The 12,660-nt window shown below is 63.9% G+C and carries 11 protein-coding genes and 1 tRNA gene; 7 read left to right on the forward strand and 5 right to left on the reverse strand.

Annotated elements, in window-relative coordinates; all coding sequences use genetic code 11:
• Positions 1-15: 15 nt before the first annotated feature.
• Genes VVR41_RS01665 through VVR41_RS01685 form a run of 5 tightly spaced genes read left to right on the forward strand, consistent with a single transcriptional unit; the run spans position 16 to position 6,165 of the window.
• On the forward strand, positions 16-1,314 hold the full coding sequence (locus VVR41_RS01665) for a DEAD/DEAH box helicase (RefSeq protein WP_321100910.1): 1,299 nt from the start codon (positions 16-18) through the stop codon (positions 1,312-1,314).
• A 36-nt stretch (positions 1,315-1,350) separates the two neighbouring features.
• Positions 1,351-2,805: a hemolysin family protein gene (locus VVR41_RS01670; RefSeq protein WP_368523320.1), complete on the forward strand. Its 1,455-nt coding sequence runs from the start codon at positions 1,351-1,353 to the stop codon at positions 2,803-2,805.
• Positions 2,802-3,854, forward strand: a complete 1,053-nt coding sequence (locus VVR41_RS01675) for a hemolysin family protein (protein ID WP_368523321.1) — start codon at positions 2,802-2,804, stop codon at positions 3,852-3,854. The genes VVR41_RS01670 and VVR41_RS01675 overlap by 4 nt, the downstream gene beginning before the upstream one ends.
• Entirely contained in the window at positions 3,847-4,752 is a 906-nt protein-coding gene (locus VVR41_RS01680; protein ID WP_368523322.1) for a 3-methyladenine DNA glycosylase, read from the forward strand. The genes VVR41_RS01675 and VVR41_RS01680 overlap by 8 nt, the downstream gene beginning before the upstream one ends.
• A gap of 18 nt (positions 4,753-4,770) precedes the next feature.
• Positions 4,771-6,165: a vWA domain-containing protein gene (locus VVR41_RS01685; RefSeq protein ID WP_368523323.1), complete on the forward strand. Its 1,395-nt coding sequence runs from the start codon at positions 4,771-4,773 to the stop codon at positions 6,163-6,165.
• Positions 6,166-6,230: 65 nt separating this feature from the next.
• Here the strand turns inward: VVR41_RS01685 and VVR41_RS01690 are convergent, their stop codons facing one another.
• From VVR41_RS01690 to secA2, 5 genes are all read right to left on the reverse strand, one after another.
• Positions 6,231-6,788 carry a MerR family transcriptional regulator gene (locus VVR41_RS01690; RefSeq protein WP_368523324.1) on the reverse strand — a complete coding sequence of 186 codons (558 nt, stop codon included), beginning with the start codon at positions 6,786-6,788 and terminating at the stop codon, positions 6,231-6,233.
• A gap of 122 nt (positions 6,789-6,910) precedes the next feature.
• A complete protein-coding gene (locus VVR41_RS01695; RefSeq protein ID WP_368523325.1) occupies positions 6,911-7,405 on the reverse strand; it encodes a bifunctional nuclease family protein in 495 nt (164 codons plus the stop codon).
• A gap of 68 nt (positions 7,406-7,473) precedes the next feature.
• Positions 7,474-8,211 (reverse strand): MerR family transcriptional regulator, encoded by a 738-nt coding sequence (locus VVR41_RS01700; RefSeq protein WP_321102153.1) that lies wholly within the window; start codon positions 8,209-8,211, stop codon positions 7,474-7,476.
• A gap of 37 nt (positions 8,212-8,248) precedes the next feature.
• Positions 8,249-8,677, reverse strand: a complete 429-nt coding sequence (gene odhI, locus VVR41_RS01705) for an oxoglutarate dehydrogenase inhibitor Odhl (RefSeq protein ID WP_321102151.1) — start codon at positions 8,675-8,677, stop codon at positions 8,249-8,251.
• Positions 8,678-8,807: 130 nt separating this feature from the next.
• On the reverse strand, positions 8,808-11,099 hold the full coding sequence (secA2, locus tag VVR41_RS01710) for an accessory Sec system translocase SecA2 (RefSeq protein WP_368523349.1): 2,292 nt from the start codon (positions 11,097-11,099) through the stop codon (positions 8,808-8,810).
• A gap of 96 nt (positions 11,100-11,195) precedes the next feature.
• Between secA2 and VVR41_RS01715 the strand changes: the two genes are divergently transcribed.
• Positions 11,196-12,359: an alpha/beta fold hydrolase gene (locus VVR41_RS01715; protein ID WP_368523326.1), complete on the forward strand. Its 1,164-nt coding sequence runs from the start codon at positions 11,196-11,198 to the stop codon at positions 12,357-12,359.
• A gap of 97 nt (positions 12,360-12,456) precedes the next feature.
• Positions 12,457-12,530, forward strand: a tRNA-Pro gene (locus VVR41_RS01720).
• Positions 12,531-12,660: the final 130 nt, after the last annotated feature.

Below are 12,660 nucleotides of genomic sequence, written 5' to 3' on the forward strand. Positions count from 1 at the left end.
GGTAGACTGCCTCAAATGACTTCTTTTGCCGATCTCGGCTTGCCCGCACCGATCGTCCGCGTCCTCGGGAAGCAGGGCATCACTGACGCCTTTCCCATCCAGGAGGCCGCCATCCCGGACGCTCTCGCGGGCATGGACGTGCTCGGGCGCGGCCCGACCGGCTCAGGCAAGACCTTCACTTTCGGTCTGCCCATGCTCTCGCGTCTCGCCGGCGCGCCCTCGAAACCGGGCCGTCCGCGTGGCCTCGTGCTTGCGCCCACTCGTGAGCTGGCAGCCCAGATCCGTGAGCGTCTCGAGGACCCCGCTGCCGCCCTCGGCCTGCGCGTTCTCGATGTGGTCGGCGGAGTGAACATCAACCACCACATTCGCTCCCTCGCGGCACCGGTGGATCTGCTCGTGGCCACGCCGGGGCGCGCAGAAGATCTCATCAACCAAAAGAAGCTCTCGCTTGCCGACGTCACCATTACCGCCCTCGACGAGGCAGACCAGATGGCTGACATGGGCTTTCTCCCCCAGGTGCGCAAGTTGCTCAACCGCGTGCCGGCCGGCGGCCAGGTGTTGCTGTTCTCCGCAACGCTCGACGGTGACGTCGGCAAGCTTGTCGACGCCTACATGACCAACCCCATCACCCACTCCACCGCCCCGGTGGAGGCCGCGGTGGACACGATGTCTCACTACGTGCTTCGCGTGACCAACAGGGATGTTCGCAACGAGGTGGTCCTGCGCATCGGTGCCCGCGAGGGCAAGACCATCATGTTCATGCGCACGAAGCACGGTGTTGACCGCCAGGTCAAGAAGCTGCGCCGCGTCGGCGTCAACGCCCAGGGCCTGCACGGCGACAAGGGTCAGGGCGCCCGCACCCGTGCCCTCGAGGGATTCGCCACAGGAGAAACCCCGGTGTTGGTGGCGACCGACATTGCCGCCCGCGGCATCGACATCAACGATGTCTCGCTGGTCGTCCACATCGATCCGCCCGCCGAGCACAAGGCGTACCTCCACCGCGCCGGGCGAACGGCTCGCGCTGGCACCTCCGGAACTGTGGTCACCATGGCGACGGACGAGCAGGACAAGGAAGTACACCAGTTGCTGCGGAAGGCGGGCGTCGACGCCGAGTTCGTGGCGGTCACGCCGGAATCGGCCGATTTGGCTAGGATTACGGGAGCTCGTCAACCTGAGGGGGTTCCGCTTCCCCCGCCCGGTCAGCAGCAGTCTCAGCCGTCGTCACGCGCTGGGCAGTCGCGGGGCCGGTCGAGAAACGCAAACAAGGGCCGCACCGGCGGTGGCCGCCGTCAAAGAAGGAGTAACGGGCGCTAACGTGCGACGCGCCGCACGGGCCGGTGCCCAACCGCAATGGACATAGTCACTTCGATTCTCGCCCTTCTGGCCTTCGTCCTGCTCACGGCGTCGACAGGCTTTTTCGTCGCGATCGAGTTCGCCATGACCGGCCTCGAGCGCTCAACGGTGGAGGCCCATGTCAAGGCAAAGGGCGACAAGACCGCCCGCGCCGTCGCACGCGATCACGCAAACCTCTCGTTCGTCTTGTCGGGTGCGCAGCTCGGCATCACGGTGACGACCCTGGCCGCTGGTTTCCTTGCGGAGCCGGTGCTTGGCCGGTTCTTCACTCCCCTCCTCGAGCTTGTCGGCCTCGGGGAGTCCGCATCGCGCACCGTCGCCTTGATCTTGGCACTGTTGGTGGCCACGTTCCTGTCCATGGTGTTCGGTGAACTCGTACCGAAAAACGCCGCAATCACCGAGCCTCTGCACACCGCGCGTTTCGTGGTGCCCCCTGTCAACGCGTTCAACACGGTGTTGAAGTGGTTCATCAAGTCGCTGAACTCATCTGCAAACTGGTTCGTCCGCAAGCTCGGTTTCGAGCCCGCCGACGAGTTGGCTTCTGCGCGTTCCGGCCAGGAGCTCGGTGCCATGGTGCGCAGCTCCGCGGAGGCGGGCGGCCTCGACGCGGACACCGCGCGAGTGATCGACCGCTCCCTGCAGTTCGGCGAGACCACCGCCGAGGAGGTCATGACGCCGCGCTCCAAGATTTACTCCCTCGACGTCGAGGACACTGTCCCCGACCTGATCGCCATCGCCCGCGAGACCGGCTACTCCCGGTTCCCCGTGCGCCGAGGCGACCTCGACGACACCGTAGGCGTCGTGCACATTAAAGACGCGTTCTCGGTGGACGCTCCGCTGCGCGCCACGACCACTCTCGGCGAGCTCGCCAAGCCCGTTCCGATGGTGCCCGGCACCCTAGACGGTGACGCGGTGCTCAACCGCGTGCGTTCCGCGGGGTCGCAGGTGGTGCTCGTCGCAGACGAGTACGGCGGCACCCAAGGTTTGGTCACCATCGAAGACGTCGTCGAGGAGATTCTCGGCGAGGTCTACGACGAGTACGATGACCGGGAGTCCGAGCGCGACTTCGAGCGCTTCGGCTCCTCCTGGGAGATCTCGGGGCTGGTCCGCCTCGACGAGGTCAGCGAGCGCACGTCGTACACGGCACCCGACGGACCCTACGAGACCCTCGGTGGCCTCGTCATGGCCACGCTCGGCCGCATTCCGCGGGTCGGTGACAAAGTGGTCCTACCCGAGGGCGCCGCGGATTTCCACGACGCTTTTGAAGCCGGCAACGCTGGTAGCTGGGTCGCACGCGTGTCTGTCATGGACGGCCGCCGCGTCGACAGCGTTACCCTCACCCCGGTTCCCCGTACACGCGATGCCTCAGCAGCCAACACAGCAGACAGCACAGCGCAGTCGCTCCAGGGCGGTTCCACCCGCGTCATCACACAGCAGGAGGCCACTCAGTGAGCATCTACCTCGCGATCGTTCTGATCATCCTTCTGCTGGCGGCGAACGCCTTCTTCGTGGCTTCGGAGTTCGCGCTCATCTCCTCTCGCCGCGACCGCCTGGAGTCCCTCTTAGCCCAGGGCAAGAGGGAGGCCAAGGGAGTTATCCACGCTATCGAGCATTTGTCGATCTACCTGGCCGGTGCGCAGTTCGGCATCACGGTTGCCTCCCTGGTCTTGGGTAAGGTGGCCGAGCCCGCCGTCGCCCACTACGTGGAGATTCCGTTTATGGCGCTCGGCCTTCCCGCCGATCTGCTCCACCCAGTGGCCTTCGTCATCGCGTTGGGCATGATCTCCTACCTGCACATCCTGTTCGGCGAGATGATTCCCAAGAACATCGCTATCGCCGGGCCGGAGTCGCTGGCGCTGTGGCTCACTCCGGGAATGACGCTGTGGGTGAAAATCACCCGCCCCGTCATTGAGTTTTTGAACTGGGTGGCGCGCAAGACGCTGAACGCGTTCGGCATGGAGCAGCGCGACGAGCTCGATTCGACCGTGGACCAGGAGCAGCTGGCAACGATGATTCTGGAGTCTCGCGACGAGGGGCTTCTCGATGACGAGGAGACCGTCCGCCTGGCCAAGGCGCTGCGGTCCGACTCCCGCAGCCTCAAGGAGGTCATGATTCCGCTGGATCGTCTCAAGACCATTCCTTATTCCAGTGCGGGCATCGACTTGGCCATTGTGGAGCGCGCCGTGCGTGAGACCGGCTTCTCGCGCTTTCCCGTCGCCCGTCCCGAGGGCGGTCTCGTGGGGTATGTCCACGTCAAAGACATCCTGGATCTCATGGACGGCGAATCCGCCTCCCCGGTCATCCCAACGTCGCGCATCCGTGCGCTCAGCATCGTCGACGGCGCGGGGAGCCTCGATGACGCGCTAACCGCCATGCACCGCCGCTCTGCACACATGGCGCAGGTACGTGACGACGGTGTCCTCACCGGCGTGCTCGCTCTCGAGGACATCATCGAGGAGTACGTCGGTACCGTTGCCGACTGGACCCACGAGGATGCCTGACGCAACACGAGTGCTCAGCCGCAAGGAGTGGACCCGGGCACAGGAAGAGCACGAACAGCGGGCGATGCTGTTTGTCGGCCCGCACCTCGCACGCCGCAGCGCCGGCCAACTCCACCCGGTCTGGGACTTCCTGTTCGACTACTACCGTCTGCGCGCCAGCCACCTCACCCGGTGGCACCCCGGCGTTAGCACGGCGCTTGCCGACGCCACCGTCACCCCGGCCTCCCCTGTTACCGAATGGCGCGACTACCGGGTCGCCCAGGACGGGACCGCGGCGCTCGATCTAGAGCGATTCCTGGCCCGCCGCGGCGGCGCGCTTGGTCAGATTCGGGCTCTGTTGGCGTCGATAAGCACTGCTCCGCCGCACTTTTCCTGCTTCGGGCTCCACGAATGGGCGATGGTCTACCGCACCGAGCGCCCGCGCCATGACCTGCCGCTGCGGCTCGGGGCCCGCGGAACCGACGCGGTTGTGGAGTCCCACGGCATCCGGTGCACGCATTTCGACGCCTACCGCTTCTTCACACCGGCGGCCAGCCCGTTGAACCTGACGGTCCTGACACGCGAGCGCCAAAGCCTTGATGACCAACCGGGATGCATCCACGCAACGATGGACCTGTATAAATGGGCGGCCAAGATGGGCCCGCTCGTGCCCGGGGAGCTGCTGCTCGATTGCTTCGAGCTCGCCGTCGACGCGCGCCGCCTCGACATGGAGGCGTCGCCCTACGATTGCCGGGAACTCGGCTTCGACGTGGTGCCCATCGAGACGCCGGACGGAAAGGCCGAGTACGTGCGCCGCCAGCGCGAGCTCGCAGATCGTGCCCGCCCGCTGCGCAACCGGCTTGTCGCGCTTCTCAGCGCCCTTCCTACCGATAGGATTATTCCCGGTCACGAAGCATAAACGAGGTGAGGTGGAGCCATGGGACGGCACTCGAACGGCAGGAACAATTATTCTCTCTCAACCGGGGTCATCGCGGCCATCGTTGTCGCCGCGCTCCTGATTGCAGCGGTGGTCTGGTTTGGTGTGGCCCGCCCCACCACATCCACCGAGTCGACCGCCGCCTCCTGTGTCGCCGGTGACCTCGAGGTTCCGGTCAGCGCCAGCGACGAGCGCGTCGCGCGCGAGCTTATCGACGCCTACGCCGCCACCCGCCCCGTAGTCCGGGACTTCTGCGTCACCCCGACGTACTCCCCTGACATCGCCGGCGCGGCCGTCCACATCGCCCCGCACAACCCGGTGACCCACCAACAGATCGCGCAAGCAGGACGCTCCGCGGCCGAGGCTGAGCCGCGACCGGTGGCCGCAACCACTGTCGGACTTGCCGGCTCGGAGGCAGCCTCGAGCGATGTCTCACTCAGCGCCGTTGTCTTCCCCGTGCGCCAGCAGTCCGCCGCCTCCGCGGTTGTCGCGGCGTCACTTGCTGACGACGAGGCAGCAGCGATCGCCGCGCTGACCGACCAGCGCGTCGACTCCGCCAGCGACGTCGCCAGCGACCCCGCTCGCTTCACCGCAACCGCTGAAGATGCAGCTCCCGAGGGTCTCGTCTTCACGGCGCTCGACGCTGCGATCGTCTACGCAGCGATTCCTCTGAACCAGGCCGATCCCGTCTCCGAGGACCAAGCCCGCGCTGGCCAGGACTTTGCCCGCTTTGCCGCCGACAGGTTCAATGGCGACGCCTCCACCCAGCCTGAGATCTCCGAAATGGTGTGGGCTGCGGCCACGCCGACCGGTGGAGAAAACCTCACTTCCGACCAGCCGGTAGCGGCGGCGCCCGCAGCCTCGGTCGAAGACACCCTGTTTGTTGTGGACACCTCAGACGCGATGGCGCCCTACTTCGCCGCAGTCGCCGACGCAATTGGAGAAGCGGCGTACGCGGTCACCGACTCCGGTCAGTCCGTTGCACTGTGGAACTACTCCTCCCCGCTCAACCCCGGAGTTGCCCGCGGGTATCGCCGCAACATCGACATGACCGGTGATGCCAGTGAAGTCGCCCAGTCCGTGCGCTTGCTCGGCACCGGGGGCCAAGCTCAGACGCGCGAGGCGGTCAACGCTGCGGTGCAGTATGCAGCCCAGCGACCGGAGCTGACCCGCATCGTGGTGGTGACAACGGGTACCGCTGATGCAGGCGACGATGCAGCATTCACCGCAGACATCGATTCGGTTCTGAACGACAGCGTTGAGATCTCGGTAGTCCACGTCGGGCCGGGTATGGAAGACCCTGCTTTGGCGCAACTGGCGCAGTACCACCCGCTCGCAGTTGAATCCGCCGACATCGGACCCGCGCTCGCTACGGCGACGGGAGTACAGCAGTAGCTTCCCTACAGAAAAACCCCGGCTCGAGGCCGGGGTTTTTGGTTGGAGGCGTCTTTTACGACGTCTTACGACGTCTTGCGGCGGCGCTGGGCAAGCTCATCGATGCCGATGACGTTGTCGCCAATCGCGTCGTCGGTGACGCGCTCTGCGGGGAACGCGGAGATGGTGCCAGTGAGATCGCGCATAATCTGCGGCACGGCGATGCCGAACACGCCCTGCCCGCCGCCGAGGAGGTCAATGATCTCCTCGTTGCTGCGGCATTCGTAAACAGTCGTGCCGTCGGAGACCAGCGTGATCTCGGCGATGTCGTTGACGCCCATGTCACGGAGCTTGTCCACGGCAAGACGGATGTTCTGCAGCGAGATGCCGGTGTCCAGCAGGCCCTTGACAATCTTCAGAACGAGAATGTCCTTGAAGGAGTACAGGCGCTGAGATCCGGAGCCGCGCGCGCCGCGGATGGAGGGGCGCACGAGGTTAGTGCGCGCCCAGTAATCCAGCTGACGGTAAGTGATGCCAGCAACCTGGCACGCGATGGGCACACGGTAGCCGACCTCGTCGGACGGGCCGAGGTCGAACAGGGATTCCTGGACGGCGTCGGCTGGGGCCCCTTGGGAGTTCTGCATGCTCACGTAATTACTCCAATGATGTTTAGCGGTGCGCGCTGTTTCCTATTAAATGGCAAGCTTAGGCTGCGGTCAAGCCTTCCAGCGCGCGACACGCCGAACTCTAAACCTAAAGTTTAGAGTTAAACATCGTCGTCGAGCTCATCCCCCGAAATCTCCTCGGGCTCGACTCCCAGGTCCCGCATCAACTGCTCAAACTCGGCATCCGCTTGCGCGTCCCCACTGGCGGACTCGTCATCAGTGGAAATGCCGCCAATATCCAGCTCGAAGTAGGACATCGCATCTTCCGGAGACAACCACAGCCCGGTCTGGGCGGCGACAGACTCGTCCATCTCCAGGGGAAGATCGAGAAGCACCGATAGAATCAGTGCGTCGGAGGCTCGTGCGTCAACTTCGGAGCCGTTGCCAAGGGTGAGCGTCGCCATGAAGATACCCTCGTGGAAACCGGTCAGTTCAATACCCTGCACGGTGTTCTCGCTGGCGCTTAGCGCCTCAACCAGGACATCCTCGGTGGTCGGGCGTGTCGGCTCCCACCCCGAGAGGCGCGCGAGCAGTCGCGCGCCTTCAAACGCCGGCAGCCATACGGGAACGTATCGATCCTTTGCTTCCCAGTGCAAGAGACCGCACAAAAAGCTCTCTGGCCCGACGGGGTACACACCGGCCAACGAGACGGGAACCATGGCGCTTAGCTGCCCAACCGGTTACGGAGTTCATTCTTGACCAAGTCGGCGCTCAACGACACGACCAGAGCGGTCATCTGGTGGCCGATCTCCTCGGCTTTCTGCTTCGCGCTGTCCGTCCGAGACTTGGCCACCGGCTCGGTCACGCGGGAGATTAGGTCAGCTTGCTTGCCGGCAGCCGTGCGAAGTGCCTTGAGGTGACGGATATCCAGGCCGAACTCCCCCAATGCCAACGCAGACGAAACGATGCGGACATCGTCGGCGTGGAAGTGGCCTGTCGCATCCGGTACGAGCAGACCAGCGGACACAAGGTTGTCCACGACCTCCTGCGGCGCATCGGCCTTGGTGGCGAGATCGGTATCGGTCAACCGCATCGTCGCCGGGGAACGCAAAGATTCCGGAGAGACGATCGGCTCAGCTTTCGACGCCGACAGGATTGCGGTCACGTGACCTGCATCCATCGCGTCGAGCTGCTCCCTGATCACTTTCAGGGGCAGGTAGTTATCCCGCTGCGTGACGAGGATGTAGCGCAGACGATCGACGTCGTCGTCAGTGAACCGGCGGTATCCCGACGCAGTGCGTTCCGGGGTGATGAGCCCCTCGGATTCGAGGAACCTGATCTTGGAAACCGTGACGTCGGGAAACTCCTCCCGCAACCGATTGAGAACCACTCCGATGGACATGGTTTTGGAACCAGTCCGGGTGGCGGAACGTTGCGGGGTTGACTGAGGAAGTGCGCTCACGGTGATACTCGGGTTCTCGTGTGTGACGGGACAGGAACTACTTGCTATCGGCCAAGAAGACCAGACGGAACTTGCCAATCTGGATCTCATCGCCCGCCGACAGCGCCTGCGAGTTGCGCGGTTCGCGGTTGACGTAGGTGCCGTTGAGGGATCCGACGTCCACGACTTCGAAGCTGCCCTCGTTGCGACGGAACTCGGCGTGGCGGCGAGATACCGTGACGTCGTCAAGGAAAATATCCGCCTCCGGGTGGCGGCCAGCGGTGGTGGTGTCCCGATCGAGAAGGAAACGTGCACCTGCGTTCGGGCCACGCTTCACCACGAGAAGAGCTGCACCTTCGGGAAGGTTGTCGGGACCGGCGACGGCGTCGGAAGAAGCGGCACCCGTCTCCATTTCCTTCAGCAGGTCTGCACGGAACACCGAAGTGGTTTCTACTTGGTTTTCCGGCCTACCAGTGTTCTCGCTCATCAATTACTCCTGACGCTGTCGAGGGATTTCAAATCAACTGTTAGCCATACTAGCCGTTTGGCCCTACCGCTGGGGACTTAGGCGTGAGATTTCGTCCCACCAGCCGGGACCCGCACGCCAGCACAACTAATTAACGGAAAATATTGGCAACGCCCGAAATAATCGAGTTGCTGGAACCGGACAAGGGGTTGTCGGAGACCATGTACGTCCACGTCGCACTCGGTCGCTTCCATCCCGCGTCCGCCAAATGTGCGCCATCCTCATCGATGGACACTGATTCGAATGTCGCCACCGCTTGGTCCACCGCCCGGTTGGCTAGGTCTTTGAACTCTCTCACGGCGATCCGGTGGTACTCGTCGATCGGTGTTTCGCGCGCGATTGCTCGGAGGTGAATCGATTCGCGGACATCATCCATCAGCGCCAGGTGCTCGGACCACTCGTCGTCGAGGTGGAACAACATGATCTCGCGCGCCGCCTGCTCGCGGACATGGGCTGGGAGGTGCTCGAGCTCAGCGGCGCGCTGCGGGCTGCGCTGCGCCAGCTCGCGCCAGGCCACATCGGAATCGAGGATGGAGGCACGTCGCTGGTCGAGGATGTCGCGGTGGTCGGCGAGCAGCTTGTTGTACTTCCACGTCTGCGAGTGAATCTCCAGCAGTTGGCCTTCGGTCACGCGCTGGCAGTGCTCCACGAACCCCTGAACCCGGTCTGCGAGAATCCGGCCGTCCGCCTCCGGGTGGGCGGTCACCTGCTCGCCATCACCGCCCGCGGTAACGATGTCGTCCTCTAGCGACACAAAGAACACACTGAGTCCCGGATCCCCCTGACGTCCGGCGCGGCCGCGCAATTGGTTGTCCAGACGCGCCGTGCGGTGCCGTGCGGTGCCGATGACAGCCAGACCGCCGAGCTGCGCCACAGCATCGCGGTCAGACTCGTCCGCGCCGCCGAGACGGATGTCAGTTCCCCGTCCGGCCATCTGTGTCGAGACGGTGACGCGACCGACGTCACCGGCTTCTGAAATGATGCGGGCCTCCTCTTGGTCGTTCTTAGCGTTGAGGACGTTGACAGTAATCCCGCGGGACTCGAGCGCCTGCGCAAGAGCCTCAGATTCCGCGACGTCGTGCGTGCCAACGAGGACCGGTTGTCCGCGCCGATGCAGATCCTCGATCTCGTTGATGATCGCGGCGTTCTTCTCTGCCATCGTGGCGTAAATGCGGTCAGCTTCGTCGAAGCGGCGCAGTTCCTTGGCACGGTCGATGACCGAGACGTGGAGGTCGTAGAACGAACGCAACTGGTCCGTAGCCTCCACGGCTGTGCCGGTCATGCCGCACACCGTCGGGTAGCGGCGCATGAGGGCCTGGAGCGTGATCGAGTCGAGGATGCGCCCGCCCTGGGATACATCAAGGCCTTCTTTGGCCTCCACCGCGGCTTGCAAACCGTCGGGCCAGCGCTGCAGCTCGGCGACGCGGCCGCGGGAGGCGTCGATAAGCGCGACCTTGCCATCCTCGACGATGTAGTGGATGTCGCGAATGAGCAGCGCTTTTGCGTGCAGAGCCAAATTTACTCGAACGAGAGTGTCGCCGATGTGGTCTTCGGAGTACAGGGAGTCGATCCCCAGTGTCCTCTCAACTGCGCGGGCGCCCTGCTCCGTGAGAAATGCGTTCCTGCCATCGGCGTCGATGGTGTAGTCCTTGTCCTCAACGAGACGCTCAACCGCCTCCGAGATGTGCCCGGTCGCTTGAGTACCAGGCTGGGAACCGGCGAGAACCAGCGGGACAAGCGCTTCATCCACGAGCACACTGTCGGCCTCATCGACGAGAGCAACCTGCGCTGGGACTTGGACAGTCTGGGAGCGGCAGGTGATCTGGTTGTCGCGGAGGTGGTCGAAACCAACCTCGGAAACGGGAGCGTAAATCACATCGCAGCGGTACGCGGCGATGCGCTCCTCGCGAGTGGACTCTTCCGTTACAGCGCCCACACTCAGGTCGAACAGCTCGACAAGCGGACGCATCCACTCCGCATCGCGGCGAGCCAGGTAGTCGTTGACGGTGATGACGTGCACTCGCTGGCCAGTCAGCGCGAAACCCGTGGCCGCCATCGCACCGACGAGCGTTTTGCCCTCGCCCGTTGCCATTTGAATGACGTCGCCCTCGAGCAAGCGCAACACAGCCTGACTTTGGACTTCGTACGGGTTCAGTCCCAGTGTGCGCTCTGAGGCGACCGAGAGGATGGCGAGGAATGCCGACTTGTCCGCAATCTCCGAACCGTGAACTGTCTCGCGGACTGCGTGCGCCAACTGCTCGTTGCTCAGGTCGGTGAACTCGCCGCGCCGCTCCGCCGCTTTCGACACCACGCCCTTCGAGACCTTGTTGTTGCGTTCGGAAGTCGAACCCATGGCCTTCCAAAACCAGTCAAAGGCGCCCATCGTGAGCACTGCCCCTTTCGTGTGGGAGAGATGTGGCTTCAACTCTACGGCAGCGTGTTGAACGAACCGGAGGCACCCGAAATATCCTTGGACACCATGCGCTCGCTCAACGTAACGGTTCCCTCGTCAACCGGTGTTCTAATGGCTGGCACCATCGACCAGCCCAGCCACCCTGCCGAGGCGTACGCTATCTTCGCGCACTGTTTCGCCGGGTCGCGCTACACTCCCGCCGCCTCGCGCGTGTCGAAACACCTCGCCGAACACGGGATTGCCACGCTGCGCTTCGACTTCCCCGGCCTCGGCCAATCCGGCGGCGAGTTCAGCGACACCACTTTCAGCCAGAATGTCGATGACATCGTCGCCGCGGCAACCTGGCTCGGGGGGAACTACCGGGCACCCCAGCTCATTGTCGGTCATTCCCTCGGTGGTGCCGCTGCGCTCAAAGCAGCGACTCGGGATGAGATGCAAGCCCATCTCAAGGCTGTCGTGGCAATCGGCTCTCCCTTCGACCCGGCCCACTCCGTGCACCATTTCACAGACAGGATCAGCGAGATCCAGACCAGCGGGTCTGCAACGGTCACACTCGGCGGCCAGGAACTGACGCTCACCCGCGAGTACCTTCTCGATCTCACGGGAAACAGTCCTGCAGAGTATCTGCCTCAGTTGAGAACGCCGCTTCTGCTGCTCCACTCCCCGAGCGACGCGACCGTCGGAATCGACAATGCCGAGGCAATCTTCGCGGCCACTCACTATCCGAAGTCGCTTATCGCACTCGACAACGCCGACCATCTGCTCACCCAACCGGAAAGCGCTCAGCGCACCGCCGACCTCATCGTCACGTGGGCGCGCCAGCATCTCGCCTCAGAGTTCACCCCGGAGCCGACGACCGAGACCAACGCCATCTCTTACAGCGCCCGCGGCACCCGCTTCGGCGACATCGTCCGTACCTCCGACCGCGCCATCGTGACGGATCGCGCGATGAGCTCCGGCGGCAAGGGTCAGGGGGTCACCCCCACCGGTCTCTTCATGAGCGCACTCGCCGCGTCGACTTCCCAAGCTGTCCGTGAGGCCGGGCGGAGCATGGGGCTTGTCGACGTCCGTGTGGAGGTCACCCACCTCGGCGGTACAGACTTCACCCGCGAAATTACTGTGTCCGGCACCTTGAGCGACGATCAGCGCGCCGCACTCCTTGCCGCGGCCACAGCATCGCCTATCGACGCTTTCAGCACAGGCTGCTCCTTTCAAACTACGCTCAGGTAATTCCCCCTTGGGCCCGCTGGCCTGCCAATTTCCACAATTCTTAGACAGTGATGTAATCTAACCAAGTTGCCGGAGACAATGATTGTCACCAGGAACACGGGCTGTGGCGCAGTTTGGTAGCGCACTACACTGGGGGTGTAGGGGTCGCAGGTTCAAATCCTGTCAGCCCGACACAGTTCAGGCCAGAGCAGATGCTCTGGCCTGTTGTCATTGTCGCAGGTGCAACTGCACCCGCCCCCCTCAACGCTGAAGCGCCCCCGCCGCACGCGGGAGCGCTCGCACCGAGAGACTGCCTCCTAGG

Origin of the sequence: Corynebacterium sp. LK2510 (genome assembly GCF_040946405.1) — a bacterium.
Taxonomy (GTDB): Bacteria; Actinomycetota; Actinomycetes; order Mycobacteriales; family Mycobacteriaceae; genus Corynebacterium.